General features: G+C 53.8%; 19 protein-coding genes and 1 CRISPR repeat array. Of the genes, 18 read left to right on the top strand and 1 reads right to left on the bottom strand.

Translation table 11 applies throughout. From position 1 onward, the window contains the following. Positions 1-15: 15 nt before the first annotated feature. The 8 genes from J4617_RS09710 to cas2e are packed head-to-tail and all read left to right on the top strand — an operon-like array spanning position 16 to position 8,475. The gene (locus tag J4617_RS09710) at positions 16-2,679 is read left to right on the top strand and encodes a CRISPR-associated helicase/endonuclease Cas3 (protein WP_000029738.1); all 2,664 of its coding nucleotides are present in this window, start codon (positions 16-18) and stop codon (positions 2,677-2,679) included. 11 nt (positions 2,680-2,690) lie between these two features. Beyond that, entirely contained in the window at positions 2,691-4,247 is a 1,557-nt protein-coding gene (casA, locus tag J4617_RS09715) for a type I-E CRISPR-associated protein Cse1/CasA (RefSeq protein ID WP_000368584.1), read from the top strand. Then, entirely contained in the window at positions 4,244-4,804 is a 561-nt protein-coding gene (gene casB, locus J4617_RS09720; protein ID WP_000117946.1) for a type I-E CRISPR-associated protein Cse2/CasB, read from the top strand. Before casA ends, casB begins: the two co-directional genes overlap by 4 nt. A gap of 13 nt (positions 4,805-4,817) precedes the next feature. Beyond that, positions 4,818-5,876, top strand: coding sequence for a type I-E CRISPR-associated protein Cas7/Cse4/CasC (gene cas7e, locus J4617_RS09725; protein ID WP_000206416.1), 1,059 nt, complete (start codon positions 4,818-4,820; stop codon positions 5,874-5,876). Between the two features lie 10 nt (positions 5,877-5,886). Next, positions 5,887-6,633: a type I-E CRISPR-associated protein Cas5/CasD gene (cas5e, locus tag J4617_RS09730; protein WP_017466176.1), complete on the top strand. Its 747-nt coding sequence runs from the start codon at positions 5,887-5,889 to the stop codon at positions 6,631-6,633. Further along, complete coding sequence (gene cas6e, locus J4617_RS09735; RefSeq protein ID WP_000281486.1) at positions 6,615-7,265, top strand: type I-E CRISPR-associated protein Cas6/Cse3/CasE; 651 nt, start codon at positions 6,615-6,617, stop codon at positions 7,263-7,265. The genes cas5e and cas6e overlap by 19 nt, the downstream gene beginning before the upstream one ends. After that, positions 7,262-8,182 carry a type I-E CRISPR-associated endonuclease Cas1e gene (gene cas1e / locus J4617_RS09740; protein WP_017466175.1) on the top strand — a complete coding sequence of 307 codons (921 nt, stop codon included), beginning with the start codon at positions 7,262-7,264 and terminating at the stop codon, positions 8,180-8,182. Before cas6e ends, cas1e begins: the two co-directional genes overlap by 4 nt. After that, positions 8,182-8,475 (top strand): type I-E CRISPR-associated endoribonuclease Cas2e, encoded by a 294-nt coding sequence (cas2e, locus tag J4617_RS09745; protein WP_001518648.1) that lies wholly within the window; start codon positions 8,182-8,184, stop codon positions 8,473-8,475. The genes cas1e and cas2e overlap by 1 nt, the downstream gene beginning before the upstream one ends. A gap of 96 nt (positions 8,476-8,571) precedes the next feature. Beyond that, positions 8,572-10,311: direct repeats of the CRISPR family, unit length 29 nt; unit sequence GTGTTCCCCGCGCCAGCGGGGATAAACCG. Between the two features lie 14 nt (positions 10,312-10,325). On the opposite strand, the gene J4617_RS09750 is transcribed toward cas2e, so the two are convergent. Beyond that, positions 10,326-11,372, bottom strand: coding sequence for an aminopeptidase (locus tag J4617_RS09750; RefSeq protein ID WP_000490481.1), 1,047 nt, complete (start codon positions 11,370-11,372; stop codon positions 10,326-10,328). A 250-nt stretch (positions 11,373-11,622) separates the two neighbouring features. Between J4617_RS09750 and cysD the strand changes: the two genes are divergently transcribed. From cysD to J4617_RS09800, 10 genes are all read left to right on the top strand, one after another. Beyond that, the gene (cysD, locus tag J4617_RS09755; protein ID WP_000372384.1) at positions 11,623-12,531 is read left to right on the top strand and encodes a sulfate adenylyltransferase subunit CysD; all 909 of its coding nucleotides are present in this window, start codon (positions 11,623-11,625) and stop codon (positions 12,529-12,531) included. Between the two features lie 9 nt (positions 12,532-12,540). Continuing rightward, on the top strand, positions 12,541-13,980 hold the full coding sequence (gene cysN, locus J4617_RS09760) for a sulfate adenylyltransferase subunit CysN (protein ID WP_001522893.1): 1,440 nt from the start codon (positions 12,541-12,543) through the stop codon (positions 13,978-13,980). After that, positions 13,967-14,572: an adenylyl-sulfate kinase gene (gene cysC / locus J4617_RS09765; protein WP_001173663.1), complete on the top strand. Its 606-nt coding sequence runs from the start codon at positions 13,967-13,969 to the stop codon at positions 14,570-14,572. The genes cysN and cysC overlap by 14 nt, the downstream gene beginning before the upstream one ends. A 50-nt stretch (positions 14,573-14,622) precedes the next feature. Then, positions 14,623-14,946, top strand: coding sequence for a DUF3561 family protein (locus J4617_RS09770; RefSeq protein ID WP_017465864.1), 324 nt, complete (start codon positions 14,623-14,625; stop codon positions 14,944-14,946). Positions 14,947-15,136: 190 nt separating this feature from the next. Next, positions 15,137-15,448, top strand: coding sequence for a cell division protein FtsB (gene ftsB, locus J4617_RS09775; protein ID WP_000517480.1), 312 nt, complete (start codon positions 15,137-15,139; stop codon positions 15,446-15,448). An 18-nt stretch (positions 15,449-15,466) separates the two neighbouring features. After that, positions 15,467-16,177, top strand: a complete 711-nt coding sequence (gene ispD, locus J4617_RS09780; RefSeq protein WP_000741649.1) for a 2-C-methyl-D-erythritol 4-phosphate cytidylyltransferase — start codon at positions 15,467-15,469, stop codon at positions 16,175-16,177. Beyond that, positions 16,177-16,656, top strand: a complete 480-nt coding sequence (gene ispF / locus J4617_RS09785) for a 2-C-methyl-D-erythritol 2,4-cyclodiphosphate synthase (RefSeq protein WP_001219245.1) — start codon at positions 16,177-16,179, stop codon at positions 16,654-16,656. Before ispD ends, ispF begins: the two co-directional genes overlap by 1 nt. Then, positions 16,653-17,702, top strand: coding sequence for a tRNA pseudouridine(13) synthase TruD (truD, locus tag J4617_RS09790; protein ID WP_000134246.1), 1,050 nt, complete (start codon positions 16,653-16,655; stop codon positions 17,700-17,702). The genes ispF and truD overlap by 4 nt, the downstream gene beginning before the upstream one ends. Continuing rightward, positions 17,683-18,444 carry a 5'/3'-nucleotidase SurE gene (gene surE, locus J4617_RS09795; RefSeq protein WP_001221537.1) on the top strand — a complete coding sequence of 254 codons (762 nt, stop codon included), beginning with the start codon at positions 17,683-17,685 and terminating at the stop codon, positions 18,442-18,444. The genes truD and surE overlap by 20 nt, the downstream gene beginning before the upstream one ends. Then, a complete protein-coding gene (locus J4617_RS09800) occupies positions 18,438-19,064 on the top strand; it encodes a protein-L-isoaspartate(D-aspartate) O-methyltransferase (RefSeq protein ID WP_000253545.1) in 627 nt (208 codons plus the stop codon). The genes surE and J4617_RS09800 overlap by 7 nt, the downstream gene beginning before the upstream one ends. Positions 19,065-19,086: the final 22 nt, after the last annotated feature.

Consider the following 19,086-nt stretch of genomic DNA (forward strand, 5'->3'; position numbering starts at 1 on the left):
CATGCTGGAGTTTACGTGTCGATATATCACTATTGGGGAAAGTCTCGACGAGGAGAAACTGACGGCGGTGATGATTACCATTTGCTTTGCTGGCATTCTTTAGATGTTGCGGCTGTGGGTTACTGGATGGTGATAAATAATATTTATTTTATTGACCACTATCTAAAAAAATTAGGCATCCAGGATAAGGAGCAGGCGGCGCAATTTTTTGCCTGGATTTTATGTTGGCATGATATTGGAAAGTTTGCTCATTCCTTCCAGCAACTATACCGTCATGAGGCTTTAAATATCTTTAATGAGCCTACACGGCATTATGAAAAAATCGCGCATACCACGCTGGGATACATGTTGTGGAACTCCTGGCTAAGTGAATGCCCTGAATTGTTTCCTCCTTCTTCGCTTTCAGTTCGTAAAAGTAAGCGCGTTATGGCGCTTTGGATGCCAGTCACTACAGGTCATCATGGACGCCCTCCAGAGGCAATCCAGGAGCTGGACCATTTTCGCCAGCAGGATAAAGACGCGGCAAGAGATTTTCTTCTGAGAATAAAAGCGCTCTTTCCTTTAATTACTTTGCCTGAAGCCTGGGATGAAGATGAGGGTATCGACCAATTTCAGCAACTTTCCTGGTTTATTTCCGCTGCGGTTGTACTGGCTGACTGGACTGGTTCTGCCAGCCGTTATTTTCCGCGTACTGCGGAAAAAATGCCTGTTGATACCTACTGGCAGCAAGCTCTCGCTAAAGCACAAACTGCCATCACGCTATTTCCCTCAGCGGCGAATGTGTCTGCCTTTACGGGCATAGAAACGCTTTTCCCTTTTATTCAGCATCCCACACCGTTACAACAAAAGGCGCTTGAGCTGGATATCAACGTGGATGGCGCCCAACTCTTTATTCTTGAAGATGTCACCGGGGCCGGAAAAACAGAGGCGGCGCTCATATTAGCTCATCGACTGATGGCGGCAGGTAAAGCGCAGGGACTCTATTTTGGACTGCCGACAATGGCGACAGCCAACGCGATGTTTGAACGTATGGCGAACACCTGGCTGGCGCTGTATCAGCCGGACTCCCGTCCCAGCCTGATTCTGGCGCATAGCGCGCGTCGCTTAATGGATCGTTTCAATCAGTCAATATGGTCGGTCACTCTTTCTGGTACGGAAGAACCCGATGAAGCGCAGCCTTATAGTCAGGGATGCGCCGCCTGGTTTGCCGACAGCAATAAAAAAGCGTTGTTGGCGGAGGTTGGCGTAGGCACGTTGGATCAGGCGATGATGGCGGTAATGCCATTTAAACATAACAACCTGCGGTTACTGGGTCTTAGCAACAAGATCTTACTGGCTGATGAGATCCATGCCTGTGATGCCTGGATGTCCCGAATACTTGAAGGTTTGATCGAACGGCAGGCCAGTAATGGCAACGCCACTATTCTGTTATCTGCGACGCTATCGCAGCAGCAGCGAGATAAGCTGGTGGCGGCATTTTCCCGTGGGGTGAGGCGTAGTGTGCAGGCGCCGTTGCTAGGCCATGACGATTATCCCTGGCTGACTCAGGTCACACAAACAGAGCTGATTTCTCAGCGGGTTGATACACGCAAAGAGGTTGAGCGTTGCGTAGATATTGGCTGGCTACATAGTGAAGAGGCGTGTCTTGAACGTATAGGTGAAGCAGTGGAAAAAGGAAACTGTATCGCCTGGATACGTAACTCCGTTGATGATGCGATTCGTATCTATCGCCAGCTTCAACTGAGTAAGGTCGTCGTCACGGAAAACCTTTTACTCTTCCATAGTCGCTTTGCTTTTTACGATCGTCAGCGGATTGAGTCACAGACGCTGAATCTCTTTGGCAAACAGAGCGGCGCGCAACGTGCCGGTAAGGTCATTATCGCCACGCAGGTCATCGAACAAAGTCTGGATATTGACTGCGATGAGATGATCTCTGATTTAGCGCCGGTGGATTTATTAATTCAGCGGGCCGGTCGACTACAGCGTCATATTCGCGATCGTAACGGTCTGGTGAAAAAGAGTGGGCAGGATGAGCGAGAGACGCCAGTGCTGCGCATTCTTGCTCCGGAGTGGGATGACGCGCCGCGAGAGAACTGGTTATCCAGCGCCATGCGTAACAGCGCCTATGTCTATCCCGATCATGGGCGCATGTGGCTGACACAGCGCATATTACGTGAGCAGGGGACGATTCGGATGCCGCAATCTGCCCGATTGTTGATTGAGTCGGTCTACGGCGAGGATGTCAACATGCCGGTTGGATTTGCAAAAACCGAGCAATTGCAGGAAGGCAAATTTTATTGCGACCGGGCATTTGCCGGCCAGATGCTGCTTAACTTTGCGCCGGGCTACTGTGCTGAAATTAGCGATTCTTTACCGGAGAAAATGTCAACGCGGCTGGCGGAAGAGTCTGTCACGCTGTGGCTGGCGAAAATCGTGGATAGCGTCGTAACCCCTTATGCCAGCGGTGAACACGCCTGGGAGATGAGCGTGCTGCGAGTACGTCAGAGCTGGTGGAATAAACATAAAGACGAGTTTGAAAAATTAGACGGCGAACCCTTGCGTAAGTGGTGTGCGCAACAGCATCAGGATAAGGATTTTGCCACGGTGATTGTGGTGACGGACTTTGCCGCTTGTGGTTATTCGGCGAATGAGGGATTGATTGGCATGATGGGGGAATAACGAATACAGATATGGACAATTTTTCACTTTTAACAACGCCCTGGCTCCCCGTCCGTTTCAAAGACGGTTCCACGGGCAAGCTGGCCCCCGTCGATCTGGCGGATGAAAACGTGGTGGACATCGCCGCAACGCGAGCAGATTTACAGGGAGCGGCCTGGCAGTTTCTGTTGGGATTGCTGCAATGCAGTATCGCGCCGAAAAGATACAAAAATTGGGAGGATATCTGGTTTGATGGATTGCATGCCGATGTGCTCCATAAGGCATTAGCACCGTTAGAACACGCTTTTCAGTTTGGCGCGGAAACGCCGTCTTTTATGCAGGATTTTGAACCGTTAAGCGGCGAAAAAGTCTCTATTGCCTCATTGTTGCCGGAAATACCTGGCGCGCAAACCACGAAGTTCAATAAAGATCATTTTGTCAAACGCGGCGTAACGGAACGTTTTTGTCCGCACTGCGCGGCGCTGGCGCTGTTCTCGTTGCAGCTTAACGCGCCTGCGGGCGGCAAAGGCTATCGTACCGGGCTGCGCGGCGGCGGGCCACTGACCACGCTGGTTGAATTGCAGGAATATCAGGGCGAGCGGCAAACGCCGCTCTGGCGCAAGCTGTGGCTCAACGTGATGCCGCAGGATACTGCGGATCTGCCTTTACCAGACCAGTGTGATGCGACCGTTTTCCCGTGGCTTGCCGCGACGCGGACCAGCGAGCAGGCGAATGCCGTTACCACGCCGGAGCAGGTCAATAAACTCCAGGCGTACTGGGGGATGCCGCGTCGTATCCGCCTGGATTTTGCCACCTTACAGTCAGGTTGCTGCGATATTTGCGGCGCTGAAAGCGATGAGCTTCTTGGCTTTATGACCGTCAAGAACTACGGCGTTAACTACGATGGCTGGCGGCACCCGCTGACGCCTTATCGCGCCCCGGTAAAAGATCAAAACGCCTTCTTTTCCGTTAAACCGCAGCCCGGCGGCCTTATCTGGCGCGACTGGCTGGGATTAAGTCAGAACAACCAGACGGAAGCGAATTACGAATCTCCCGCGCAGGTAGTCAAGGTGTTTAACGCCCGCTCGCTGACTGACGTTAAAGCGGGGATCTGGGGCTTTGGCGCGGATTTCGACAATATGAAAATCCGCTGCTGGTATGAGCATCACTTCCCGTTGCTGATGACGGAAGGTCTGATCCCTGATTTACGTAAGGCCGTGCAAACTGCGGCCCGCCTGTTGAGCCTGCTTCGCAGCGCGCTCAAAGAGGCCTGGTTTGCCGATGCGAAGGGTGCTCGCGGTGATTTCAGTTTTATCGACATTGATTTCTGGAACCTGACGCAGGGACGTTTTCTCAACCTGATTCACGATCTGGAAAACGGCCACAAGCCGGACGAAAGGCTGAATAAATGGCAAAGAGAACTTTGGCTGTTTACCCGTCATTACTTCGATGATCACGTCTTTACCAACCCCTACGAGAGCAGCGATCTGGAACGCATCATGACCGCGCGCAAGAAATATTTTACGACATCGGCGGAAAAACAAAGTGCAAAAGCCGCCAAAGCAAAGAAACAGGAGGCTGCTGAATGAGTGTTGTGACGAAAGATGATAAAGCCACTTTGCGTCAGTGGCATGAGGAACTACAAGAAAAACGTGGATTACGTGCCAGCTTACGACGTAGTAAAACGGTGAATGATGCCTGTTTGGCTGAGGGGCTTCATTCATTGTTAATGCAAACACATTCTTTATGGAAAAACAAAGCACCCTGGAATGTTACTGCATTGGCAATCACAGCGGCACTGGCTGCACATATCAAATTTATTGATGAGCAAAAGAGTTTTGCTGCGCAGCTTGGACAGAAGAAAGGTGGCGACACTCCGGTGATGTCAAAATTACGCTTCTCCCACCTATTAGCGGTAAAAACGCCGGATGAACTGCTGCGCCAGTTACGGCGTGCGGTGAAGCTGTTAGATGGTTCGGTCAACCTGTTTTCTCTTGCAGACGATATTTTCTGCTGGTGCCAGGAGCAGAATGACTTGCTGAACCACCATCGCCGCCAGCAGCGGCCAACCGAATTTCTTCGTATCCGCTGGGCGCTGGAATACTACCAGGCCGGCGATGGCGATACCGATAACGAACAAGATTAACAGGGATATCTTTATGACAACGTTTATTCAGCTCCATTTACTGACCGCTTACCCCGCCGCTAACCTGAACCGTGATGATACCGGTGCGCCAAAAACCGTGGTGCTTGGCGGAGCAACACGTCTGCGTATCTCCTCTCAGAGCCTGAAACGCGCCTGGCGTACATCTGAGTTATTTGAACAGGCATTAGCTGGCCATATTGGTATTCGTACTGGTCGCATTGCTCGTGAGGCGGCGCAAATCCTCGTTGATAGCGGCATTGACGCCAAAAAAGCGGTTGAGTACGTCAAGAACATCGCCAACTGCTTTGGCAAGGTAAAAGAGGATAAGAAACCCAAAGATGAGTTGACGAATGCTGAAACCGAGCAACTGGTGCATATCAGCCCTGCTGAGTTTGAGGCCGTGAAAGCGCTGGCGCGCCGTCTGGCAGAAGAAAAACGTCCGGCAACAGAAGAGGAAGCAGAACTGTTACGTCACGATCGCATGGCCGTCGATATTGCCATGTTTGGCCGGATGTTAGCGAAGAAAACTGATTTTAACGTGGAAGCCGCCTGCCAGGTCGCCCACGCCTTCGGCGTCAGCGAAACGATCATCGAAGACGATTTCTTTACCGCTGTGGATGACCTACGCCAGGCATCGGCAGAAGATGCAGGCGCAGGCCATCTCGGCGAAACCGGCTTTGGCTCCGCGCTGTTTTACACCTATATCTGCATCGACAAAGATCTGCTGGTGAAAAACCTGAACGACAATGAAGAACTGGCAAACAAAACGCTGCGCGCCTTTACTGAAGCGGCGCTGAAAGTGTCGCCGACCGGCAAACAGAACAGCTTTGCCAGCCGTGCCTATGCCTCGTGGGCGCTGGCCGAAAAAGGCACCGACCAACCACGTTCACTGGCGGCCGCGTTTTATGAACCGATCAACGGTACAGACCAATTGAACGTTGCGGTTAAGCGTATTACATCGCTGCATAAGAATATGAATAAGGTTTATGGCCAGCGGACTGATACCGCCAGTTTCGACGTGATGAATCAGCAGGGAAGCATGAAAGACGTGCTTGATTTCATCTGCGCGTAAGGGGCGGCTTATGAGCCAATATCTGGTTTTTCAGCTTCACGGGCCGATGGCGTCCTGGGGCGTGGATGCGCCAGGCGAAGTGCGCCACAGCCATGATCTGCCTTCGCGCTCGGCGCTGCTGGGGCTGCTGGCGGCGGCGCTGGGTATTCGCCGCGATGAAGAGGAACGGCTAAACGCCTTCAACCGTCATTACCAATTTTTGCTGTGCGCCAGCGGCAACCCGCGCTGGGCGCGGGATTATCACACGGTGCAGATGCCGAAAGAGGTACGTAAGGCACGTTATTTCAGCCGCCGTGAAGAGTTGCAGGATCCTGAGTTACTGAGCGCGCTGATTTCCCGACGCGACTACTACACCGACGCCTGGTGGATGATCGCTGTCAGCGCGACGCCGGACGCGCCTTACTCGTTGGCGCAGCTTCAGGCGTCGTTACAACATCCTGTATTCCCGCTGTATCTGGGGCGCAAAAGTCACCCTCTGGCGTTGCCGCTTGCGCCGCAACTGCTGGACGGGCGTGCGCCGGATGTCCTGCGTGAAGCATATCGTTGGTATCAGGATCAATTCAATACGCTGAAACTGACTCTCCCCGGATTACAGAATGAATGCTGGTGGGAAGGTGAACACGATGGCTTAACGGCGAACAAAATTTTACGTCGTCGCGACATGCCGTTGAGCCGCCAGCAATGGTTGTTCGGTGAACGTAGCGTGAATCAGGGGCCGTGGCTCCGCAAGGAGGACGCGTGTATCTCTCAAGAATAACGCTGCACACCAGCGAGCTTTCGCCGGCACAGCTCTTGCATCTGGTGGAGCGCGGCGAGTACGTGATGCACCAGTGGTTATGGGATCTCTTTCCCGGCAGCAAGGAACGGCAGTTTCTTTATCGCCGCGAAGAGTTACAGGGCGCGTTTCGCTTTTTTGTTCTCTCACAGGAACAGCCTGCCGCCAGCGCGATTTTTGACGTGCAGACTCGCCCATTTGCGCCAACGCTGAGCGCGGGGCAGACGCTGCGGTTTAACCTGCGCGCCAATCCGACGGTTTGCAAAAACGGCAAGCGTCACGATTTGCTGATGGAGGCGAAACGCCAGCGTAAAACGCAGGGTGATAGCCAGGATATTTGGTCTTATCAGCAGCAGGCGGCGCTGACGTGGTTGGCGCGCCAGGGGGAGCAAAATGGCTTTACTCTGCGCGAGGCGAGCGTTGATGCTTATCGGCAGCAGCAGATACGTCGCGGGAAAGATCGGCAGATGATTCAGTTTAGCAGCGTGGACTATACCGGCGTGCTGGTGATTAACGAACCCGCGCTTTTCCTGCAACGTCTGGCGCAGGGGTTCGGTAAAAGCCGGGCGTTTGGCTGCGGAATGATGATGATCAAACCCGGAGACGACGCGTGACGTTCGTGCCGCTCAACCCGATCCCGTTAAAAGATCGAACCTCAATGATCTTCCTCCAGTACGGTCAAATTGACGTGCTGGATGGGGCATTTGTATTAATCAATAAAACCGGGGTTCGTACGCATATTCCGGTGGGATCGGTCGCCTGCATCATGCTGGAACCGGGAACGCGGGTTTCCCATGCGGCAGTGCATTTAGCATCAACGGTCGGCACCCTGTTGGTATGGGTGGGCGAGGCGGGAGTGCGGGTCTATTCCTCCGGACAACCCGGAGGCGCACGAGCCGATAAGTTGCTTTATCAGGCAAAGCTGGCGTTAGATGATGACCTGCGGCTTAAAGTAGTCCGCAAAATGTATGAACTGCGTTTTCGTGAGCCGCCTCCCGCCCGTCGTTCCGTTGAGCAACTGCGCGGTATTGAAGGATCCCGTGTGCGGGCGACCTATGCATTACTGGCGAAGCAGTATGGCGTGAAATGGCATGGTCGTAACTATGATCCGAAAGACTGGGAGATGGGGGATGTCGTCAACCGATGTATTAGCGCGGCGACATCGTGCCTGTACGGGATTTCAGAAGCGGCTATCCTGGCGGCGGGATATGCGCCAGCTATCGGTTTTATCCATAGTGGTAAGCCGCTTTCTTTTGTTTATGACATTGCCGATATCATCAAATTTGAATCGGTGGTGCCCAAAGCATTTGAGATCGCTGCTCGTCACCCGGCGGAACCTGATAAAGAAGTGCGCCTGGCCTGCCGTGATATTTTTCGCAGTTCGAAGCTGACCGGAAAATTGATCCCACTGATCGAAGAGGTGCTCGCTGCCGGTGAAATTGAACCACCTCAGCCTGCGCCGGATATGTTGCCGCCAGCAATACCGGAATCTGAATCACTGGGTGATAGCGGCCATCGGGGGCATGGTTGATGAGTATGGTGGTTGTGGTCACGGAAAACGTACCGCCGCGCCTGCGGGGACGTCTTGCCGTCTGGTTACTCGAGGTTCGTGCAGGTGTTTATGTTGGCGATACCTCGAAGCGTATTCGGGAAATGATTTGGCAACAGATCACACAGCTTGGCGGAGTCGGAAACGTAGTAATGGCCTGGGCAACAAATACTGAGTCTGGTTTTGAGTTCCAGACCTGGGGTGAAAACAGACGTATTCCGGTAGATTTGGATGGACTTAGATTAGTTTCTTTTCTTCCTGTTGAAAATCAATAAGTTGAATGTTCTTTAATAATAAGGAATTGTTATCTTACCGTTGGTAGTTTGTTAGGTAATAAAAAAGGGCTTTTAGAACAAATATATAGTTTTAGTGTGTTCCCCGCGCCAGCGGGGATAAACCGAGTTTATTACCCCGCCATTTTTCAGTCGTCGCGTGTTCCCCGCGCCAGCGGGGATAAACCGCGGTACGACGTAAACTGCGCGCCCGGACTGATGTGTTCCCCGCGCCAGCGGGGATAAACCGGAGGCTATCGGGACACAGGCAAACGTCGTGGCGTGTTCCCCGCGCCAGCGGGGATAAACCGTTTGGTTGATGCGTCAAACCTCGCTAACTTTGGTGTTCCCCGCGCCAGCGGGGATAAACCGGCGGAATAATAAATGGAGTGCCATTTGTAGCAGTGTTCCCCGCGCCAGCGGGGATAAACCGGAGCGATGTTGGCATGGCATTGGTTTACTGTAGTGTTCCCCGCGCCAGCGGGGATAAACCGTAGAGCCGTGTGTTAGCAGATAATCAGTATTAGTGTTCCCCGCGCCAGCGGGGATAAACCGAAGCCGGACCACATTTTTCTTGCCGAACTCACGTGTTCCCCGCGCCAGCGGGGATAAACCGGCTGTTGCCGACGTCGGGCTTAAACACCACTGGTGTTCCCCGCGCCAGCGGGGATAAACCGGACGCTTCACCTGCATCAAATTCTCCTCCAGTGTGTTCCCCGCGCCAGCGGGGATAAACCGGCGGGCAACAATTTTAGAGGGGCTGCATTCGCGTGTTCCCCGCGCCAGCGGGGATAAACCGACTACATAGATAACCAAAAATCCACTGGCAAGCGTGTTCCCCGCGCCAGCGGGGATAAACCGCGCACGCGGGTTGCGTAACGGATATACGACAGCGTGTTCCCCGCGCCAGCGGGGATAAACCGTCGCAGAACAGCTCTGCTTCCTTTGCGGAGACGTGTTCCCCGCGCCAGCGGGGATAAACCGTTGCGCTGTTCTATTGGCGGCAATTCTCTGAAGTGTTCCCCGCGCCAGCGGGGATAAACCGGGACAGCACAGTTGATTACAGCAAAATTTACGGTGTTCCCCGCGTCAGCGGGGATAAACCGACACGCCAGCCAACAATATTAATTTTGTCGTCGTGTTCCCCGCGCCAGCGGGGATAAACCGCCTTGGCGGCAGCCACCTGAGCAACTGTCGGGGTGTTCCCCGCGCCAGCGGGGATAAACCGCAGCTTCTTAACGAGGAGATTAACAGCGACGTGTGTTCCCCGCGCCAGCGGGGATAAACCGTTAATGCGGTCATTGGTCATGTCTCTAAAAGAGTGTTCCCCGCGCCAGCGGGGATAAACCGACTGTAGTTGCGGGTCAGGTTCCGGAATATCAGTGTTCCCCGCGCCAGCGGGGATAAACCGGGATAGGGATCGGTAACTTTGCCATCGATCGGCGTGTTCCCCGCGCCAGCGGGGATAAACCGAACGAATTGAGACTATTAGAGATTATTCGCCTGTGTTCCCCGCGCCAGCGGGGATAAACCGGCAACCCATTAATTAACTAAGCAGTAATAAACGTGTTCCCCGCGCCAGCGGGGATAAACCGCACCCAGCGGGTAAACTGATCAGCAGCAGCACGTGTTCCCCGCGCCAGCGGGGATAAACCGAACCCTCAGAAAATAATCCAGACGTTACCGAAGTGTTCCCCGCGCCAGCGGGGATAAACCGGCAGAAACAGAAACCGGATATGAGCCATCCATGTGTTCCCCGCGCCAGCGGGGATAAACCGAGGGGCGTTCCGCAGTCGGCAAGGGCTGAAAAATGTTCCCCGCGCCAACGGGGATAAACACGTTTCACCAGCATATCAGGACGTTTTTTCCGCCTTCGCCAGCTCTTTTACCAACGGCAGCATTATCCGCACTACATCGCGGCTACGGCGCTCAATCCTCCCTGGCAGCGCCTTGTCAATATGTTGTTGATTATCAAGCCGTACGTCGTGCCAGCTATTGCCGTTCGGAAAGGATGCATTTTTCACGCGTTGCTGGTATCCGTCTTTTTTACCCAGATTCCAGTTCGTCGCCTCAACAGAAAGCACCGATATTCCCGCTTTATCGAAAACCTCCGCATCATTACAGCAACCCGTTCCTTTGGGGTAGGATGGATTGCGTCCCGGATTGGTGTTGGCGGCGATACCATAACGGCGCGCAATCGCTAATGCTCGATCGCGGGTCAGTGTACGCACCGCTTCCGGCGTATTTTTCCCGCTATTAAAATAGAGCTTGTCGCCAACAATCAGGTTATCGAGATTAATCACCAGCAGCGTATTTTTCTTCTCAGCGTCACTCATTCGTTTGAGTAAATTTTCCGCGCCTAGCTTTCCCTCTTCTTCCCCGCTGGTGGCGATAAAACGAATCCCATAATGGGTCGGTATATCTTTCAGACGCGCCGCCAGTTCCAGCATAACGCCTAATCCCGCGGCATTATCATCCATTCCCTGTAACGTTAAACCGCCCAGATTGGCATCGACATCAGCGTCGCTCTGCGGAGCGTACGTATCCAGATGCGCCATAATGATGATCTGTTGCGGCACGCGCCCTTCATGGGCGGCGATGACCGTGCTGCCCGTCACGTTATGCCAGTTTTTGCGATTATCCTTCGTGGTATAAATAAATCGGCTATTAAACGTTCGAATATCGCTTTGGTATCCCATCTGGGTAAATTGTTGGCGTAAATAATCGGCAGACAACATCTCGGCGGGGGAGCCCGTCATTCTCCCGGGAAAAAAGGTGGCGATATGTCGTGCCTGAGTATTCGCTATTTCACCAGGCCCTGGTGATGCTGCTTGTGCAGGAAGGATAAAGCCTACGCCGAGCGCCAGAATGACGGCAAAGCGGCGCGTTGCGGAAAACATAATGAGTCCTTAAATACAGAACAAAATTTTACGTGGCTAGTATGAAACCGCGATCGTGTTAATACAATTTCATTTGCTCCTAAATGCTGGCAATCCGGTACGTTAAGCATTTTTTGATATTGGTTTTTGGGCCGCGTTATTCCTTTGAGGAACTACTCATTCCAATTCGTCATTTCATTCACTCTCCTGCGCTCCCTATAGTCGTGTAATCGAAATGTTTAGCAAAAAACGGTATTGCAAAGGAACGGTTATGGATCAAAAACGACTCACCCACCTGCGGCAACTGGAGGCGGAAAGTATCCACATTATCCGTGAAGTGGCAGCGGAATTCGCTAATCCGGTCATGCTGTACTCCATTGGTAAAGACTCCAGCGTCATGCTGCATCTGGCGCGTAAGGCGTTTTATCCGGGTACGTTACCGTTCCCGCTATTGCACGTTGATACCGGTTGGAAATTCCGTGAGATGTACGCCTTTCGCGATCGTACCGCCAACGCATATGGCTGCGAGTTGCTGGTACATAAAAATCCGGAAGGCGTGGCGATGGGCATCAATCCGTTCGTTCACGGTAGCGCTAAACACACCGACATTATGAAAACCGAAGGGTTAAAGCAGGCGCTGAATAAGTACGGTTTTGATGCCGCGTTCGGCGGCGCACGGCGCGATGAGGAAAAATCCCGTGCGAAAGAACGTATTTACTCCTTTCGTGACCGTTTCCATCGCTGGGACCCGAAAAATCAGCGTCCAGAGTTGTGGCGTAACTATAACGGTCAGATTAATAAAGGCGAAAGTATACGCGTCTTCCCGCTCTCCAACTGGACAGAGCAGGATATCTGGCAATACATCTGGCTGGAAAACATCGACATCGTGCCGCTGTATTTGGCTGCTGAACGCCCGGTTCTGGAACGTGACGGCATGTTGATGATGGTGGATGACGATCGTATCGATCTCCAGCCTGGCGAAGTCATCAAAAAAAGGATGGTGCGCTTCCGTACACTTGGCTGTTGGCCGCTCACCGGGGCGGTGGAATCCCACGCGCAAACGCTGCCGGAAATTATCGAAGAGATGCTGGTTTCTACCACCAGCGAGCGCCAGGGGAGGATGATTGACCGCGATCAGGCGGGGTCGATGGAGCTTAAAAAACGTCAGGGGTATTTCTAAGGAGCCGCCATGAACACCATACTTGCACAACAAATCGCCAATGAAGGCGGCGTCGAAGCCTGGATGATTGCCCAACAGCACAAAAGCCTGCTGCGTTTTTTAACCTGTGGCAGCGTTGATGACGGTAAAAGTACGCTGATAGGTCGTTTGCTGCACGATACTCTGCAAATTTATGAAGATCAGCTCTCTTCTCTGCATAATGACAGTAAACGTCATGGCACGCAGGGAGAAAAACTCGATCTGGCGCTACTGGTAGATGGGCTGCAGGCCGAGCGTGAGCAGGGCATTACTATTGACGTCGCGTACCGCTATTTCTCCACGGAAAAACGAAAATTTATTATCGCCGACACGCCGGGCCATGAACAATATACCCGGAATATGGCGACCGGAGCGTCCACCTGCGATCTGGCGATCCTACTGATCGACGCGCGTAAAGGCGTGCTGGATCAGACGCGTCGCCATAGCTTTATCTCCACGCTGTTGGGGATCAAACACCTGGTGGTGGCAATCAACAAAATGGATCTCGTTGACTACCGCGAAGAGACCTTCGCCCGTATTCGTGAAGATTACCTGACCTTTGCTGAACAGTTGCCGGGCGATCTGGATATTCGCTTTGTCCCGCTTTCGGCGCTGGAAGGGGATAATGTCGCCGCGCAGAGCGCGAATATGCGCTGGTACAGCGGTCCGACGCTGCTGGAAGTCCTGGAAACGGTAGACATACAGCGTGCGGTAGACCGTCAGCCGATGCGCTTTCCGGTACAATACGTCAATCGCCCGAACCTTGATTTTCGGGGATATGCCGGCACTCTGGCGTCTGGTAGCGTCAAAGTCGGAGAGCGCATTAAAGTGCTGCCGTCTGGCGTGGAATCCAGCGTGGCGCGTATCGTCACTTTTAATGGCGATAAAGAAGAAGCCTGTGCGGGCGAAGCCATTACCCTGGTACTCAACGACGACATTGATATTAGCCGCGGCGATCTGCTGCTGGCGGCAAACGAGACGCTGGCACCTGCGCGGCACGCCGCGATCGATGTGGTATGGATGGCGGAACAGCCGCTGGCGCCGGGCCAAAGCTACGACGTTAAACTCGCGGGCAAGAAAACCCGCGCGCGTATCGAGGCTATTCGCTATCAGATTGATATCAACAATCTGACCCAACGAGACGTCGAGAGTCTGCCGTTAAACGGTATTGGTCTGGTAGAGATGACATTCGATGAGCCGCTCGCGCTGGATATTTATCAGCAAAATCCGGTGACGGGCGGACTGATTTTTATCGACCGACTTTCTAACGTTACCGTGGGCGCTGGCATGGTGCGGGAACTGGACGAACGCGGAGCGACGCCGCCCGTGGAATACAGTGCGTTTGAGCTGGAGCTGAATGCGCTGGTACGCCGTCATTTTCCGCACTGGGACGCCCGAGATTTGCTGGGAGATAAACATGGCGCTGCATGATGAGAACGTGGTCTGGCACTCTCATCCCGTTACTGTCGCCGCCCGTGAACAGCTCCACGGCCACCGTGGCGTGGTGCTGTGGTTTACCGGACTCTCCGGTTCGGGAAAATCAACGGTGGCCGGCGCGCTGGAAGAGGCGTTACATCAGCGTGGCGTCAGTACCTACCTGTTGGATGGCGATAATGTGCGCCACGGTTTGTGCCGTGATTTAGGTTTTAGCGATGCCGATCGCCAGGAAAATATCCGGCGGGTAGGCGAAGTGGCCAGTCTGATGGCGGACGCCGGCCTGATTGTTTTGACGGCATTTATTTCTCCGCACCGCGCCGAGCGGCAACTGGTAAAAGAGCGCGTCGGCCACGATCGTTTTATCGAGATTTATGTCAATACGCCGCTGGCTATCTGTGAACAGCGCGATCCTAAAGGGTTGTATAAAAAAGCGCGCGCGGGTGAGTTGCGTAACTTTACCGGTATCGACGCCATTTACGAAGCGCCTGACTCGCCCCAGGTTCATCTTAATGGTGAACAATTAGTAACAAATTTGGTTTCCCAATTATTAGACCTGCTGAGACGGCGCGATATTATCAGATCCTGAGACACCACCGGGCTTGTATGCCCGGTATGGTCAAGGTTACAGGATTTAATATGCGTAATAGCCATAACATTACTTTCACAAGGTCAGACGCCTTCATGGTCGACGATGACGCCACCAGTGCATTTCCGGGGGCGGTGGTCGGCTTTGTGTCATGGCTGCTGGCGTTGGGGATCCCTTTTCTGCTTTATGGCCCTAACACGCTGTTTTTTTTCCTCTATACCTGGCCCTTTTTCCTCGCGTTAATGCCGGTATCGGTGATTATCGGCATTGTGTTGCATCTGCTAGTAAAGGGCAAAATACTTTTTAGCATCATGTTTACTCTACTGGCCGTAGGCGCGCTGTTTGGCGCGTTATTTATATGGCTATTAGGGTAGACGGGTTATCACTGCGCCTCCGGTCATAATTCAAACCGTAACCAACAATGAGATTATGTTCTCCTTACTCGGGTATACGTAACATCCGGCAAATGTGGTACATTTGCCGGCGTTGTCGCGGCAATCCCGTCCTGAATGTGGAGTCACAGAGGACGTTATGGGATGATGATGCCGTTTTTCAGGGGGCAGGATGGGTAAACTAACGCTGCTGTTGCTGGCTTTACTGGTCTGGCTACAGTACTCGCTGTGGTTCGGTAAGAACGGCATACATGACTATAGCCGCGTCAACGATGATGTGGTCGCGCAGCAGGCGACAAACGCCAAACTTAAAGCGCGTAACGATCAGCTTTTTGCCGAAATTGACGATCTCAATGGCGGCCAGGAAGCGATAGAGGAGCGCGCGCGCAACGAACTTAGCATGACCAAACCGGGCGAAACCTTCTATCGTCTGGTGCCTGACGCCTCAAAACGCGCGGCAACGGCGGGGCAAACTCATCGATAAACCATCCAGGGATTTAACATGGCAGCCACTTTATTGGACGTTTGCGCCGTGGTGCCGGCGGCCGGATTTGGCCGCCGAATGCAAACAGAATGTCCTAAGCAGTATCTCTCAATCGGTAATAAAACCATTCTGGAGCACTCAGTTCATGCGCTGCTGGCGCATCCTCGGGTGACACGCGTTGTTATTGCTATCAGCCCTGGCGATCATCGCTTTGCCCAACTTCCGCTGGCGAATCATCCGCAAATCACCGTTGTGGATGGCGGCAACGAACGCGCTGATTCCGTTTTGGCCGGGTTACAGGCCGTTGCAAAGGCGCAGTGGGTGCTGGTGCACGATGCGGCAAGACCCTGTTTGCATCAGGATGACCTTGCGCGGTTGCTGGCTATCAGCGAAAACAGCCGGGTCGGCGGTATCCTCGCCAGTCCGGTGCGCGACACCATGAAACGCGGCGAACCGGGGAAAAACGCGATTGCCCATACCGTAGAGCGCGCCGATTTATGGCACGCGCTCACCCCGCAGTTTTTCCCCCGCGAACTCTTGCACGATTGTCTGACGCGTGCGCTGAATGAAGGCGCGACCATCACCGACGAGGCGTCAGCGCTGGAGTATTGTGGTTTTCATCCGGCGCTGGTAGAAGGTCGCGCGGATAACATCAAGGTCACCCGTCCGGAAGATCTGGCGCTGGCGGAATTCTATCTGACCCGAACCATCCACCAGGAGAAAGCATAATGCGAATTGGACACGGTTTTGACGTACACGCGTTTGGCGGAGAAGGGCCGATTATTATTGGCGGCGTGCGTATCCCTTATGAAAAAGGGCTATTGGCGCATTCCGATGGCGATGTGGCGTTACATGCGCTGACCGATGCGCTGCTGGGCGCGGCGGCGCTTGGCGATATCGGCAAGCTCTTCCCGGATACCGATCCGGCATTTAAGGGAGCGGATAGCCGCGAACTACTGCGTGAAGCCTGGCGTCGTATTCAGGCCAAGGGGTACACCCTCGGCAACGTGGATGTCACCATTATTGCGCAGGCGCCGAAAATGCTGCCGCATATTCCGCAAATGCGTGTCTTTATCGCCGAAGATCTCGGCTGCCATATGGATGAGGTTAACGTGAAGGCGACGACGACGGAAAAGCTCGGATTTACCGGACGCGGAGAAGGCATTGCCTGCGAAGCGGTCGCGTTGCTGATGAAGGCGGCGAAATGACAGAGTTTGACAATCTCACCTGGCTGCACGGAAAACCACAAGGTAGCGGATTGCTGAAAGCGAATCCGGAAGATTTTGTGGTGGTTGAAGATTTAGGCTTTACGCCGGATGGTGAAGGCGAGCACATTTTGCTGCGTATTTTGAAAAACGGTTGCAATACCCGTTTTGTCGCTGACGCGCTGGCGAAATTCCTGAAAATTCACGCTCGCGAAGTGAGCTTTGCCGGGCAAAAAGATAAACACGCCGTTACCGAGCAGTGGCTGTGCGCGCGCGTGCCGGGGAAAGAGATGCCCGATTTCAGCGCCTTTCAGCTGGAAGGTTGTAAAGTGCTGGAATACGCGCGTCACAAGCGTAAGCTGCGTTTAGGCGCGCTGAAAGGCAATGCCTTTACGCTGGTATTGCGTGAAATAAGCGATCGCCGCGATGTCGAAACACGATTGCAGGCGATTCGCGATGGCGGCGTGCCGAACTATTTTGGTGCACAACGATTCGGCATTGGCGGCAGCAACTTGCAGGGCGCGCTGCGCTGGGCGCAAAGTAACGCGCCGGTGCGCGATCGCAATAAACGCAGTTTTTGGTTGTCGGCGGCGCGTAGCGCGTTGTTTAATCAAATTGTTCACCAGCGGCTGAAGAAACCAGACTTTAATCAAGTTGTTGACGGCGATGCGCTACAATTAGCGGGGCGTGGAAGCTGGTTCGTCGCGACATCTGAAGAACTGCCTGAATTGCAGCGCCGGGTAGACGAAAAAGAGCTGATGATTACAGCGTCGTTGCCGGGCAGCGGAGAGTGGGGAACACAGCGTGCGGCGCTGGCGTTTGAGCAAGATGCCATTGCCCAGGAAACGGTGTTGCAATCGCTGTTGCTGCGCGAAAAAGTAGAGGCGTCGCGCAGAGCGATGCTGCTTTATCCGCAACAATTAAGCTGGAACTGGTGGGATGACGTTACCGTCGAGTTACGTTTCTGGCTGCCCGCAGGCAGTTTTGCCACCAGCGTAGTAAGGGAACTGATCAACACAATGGGTGATTATGCGCATATTGCTGAGTAACGATGACGGGGTTCACGCGCCCGGTATACAAACGCTGGCGAAAGCGCTGCGTGAGTTTGCTGATGTACAGGTCGTAGCCCCGGATCGTAACCGCAGCGGCGCGTCTAATTCCCTCACGCTGGAATCTTCGCTTCGTACTTTTACCTTTGATAATGGCGATATCGCCGTACAGATGGGGACGCCGACCGATTGCGTCTATCTGGGCGTTAATGCCTTAATGCGTCCGCGTCCGGATATTGTCGTTTCCGGTATTAACGCGGGTCCGAATCTGGGCGATGATGTGATCTATTCCGGTACTGTCGCCGCGGCGATGGAAGGTCGTCATCTCGGCTTTCCGGCATTAGCGGTCTCCCTTAACGGCTATCAGCATTATGATACGGCTGCGGCCGTAACTTGCGCGCTTTTGCGAGGGTTAAGCCGGGAGCCGTTGCGTACCGGGCGTATTCTCAACGTGAATGTCCCGGATCTACCGTTAGCGCAGATTAAAGGCATCCGCGTGACTCGCTGTGGTAGCCGCCATCCAGCGGATAAAGTAATCCCGCAGGAAGATCCGCGCGGTAATACATTGTACTGGATTGGCCCACCGGGCGATAAATACGATGCCGGGCCGGATACCGATTTCGCGGCGGTGGATGAAGGCTACGTCTCCGTCACGCCGTTGCATGTGGATTTAACCGCGCACAGCGCGCATGATGTGGTTTCAGACTGGTTAGACAGCGTGGGAGTTGGCACGCAATGGTAAGTGGACGTGTACAGGCTCTTCTTGAACAATTGCGCGCGCAGGGCATCAGAGATGAGCAGGTGCTTAATGCGCTTGCCGCAGTGCCGCGCGAGAAATTTATTGATGAAGCGTTTGAACATAAGGCCTGGGAAAATATCGCTTTGCCGATAGGCCAGGGTCAGACGATTTCGCAGCCCTATATGGTGGCGCGAATGACGGAACTGCTCGAACTGACGCCGCAATCCAGGGTGCTGGAAATTGGCACCGGTTCCGGCTATCAGACGGCGATTCTGGCGCATCTGGTGCATCACGTTTGCTCCGTTGAGCGGATTAAGGGGCTGCAATGGCAGGCGCGTCGCCGCCTGAAGCAGCTCGATTTACATAATGTTTCTACCCGTCATGGCGATGGCTGGCAAGGCTGGCAGGCGCGTGCGCCGTTTGACGCTATCATTGTGACGGCCGCGCCGCCGGAAATTCCTACCGCGCTCATGGCACAGTTGGATGAAGGCGGCATTCTTGTTCTGCCCGTGGGCGATGAGCAGCAGTTTTTGAAACGCGTGCGTCGCCGGGGCGGCGAATTTATTATCGATACCGTGGAGGCCGTTCGCTTCGTCCCGTTAGTCAAGGGAGAGCTGGCCTAGTTTGCCCTGCAAACACCCACTC

It is taken from the genome of Salmonella sp. 32010601201800023SM, assembly GCF_017572235.1.
In the GTDB taxonomy this organism is placed as follows: domain Bacteria; phylum Pseudomonadota; class Gammaproteobacteria; order Enterobacterales; family Enterobacteriaceae; genus Salmonella; species Salmonella enterica.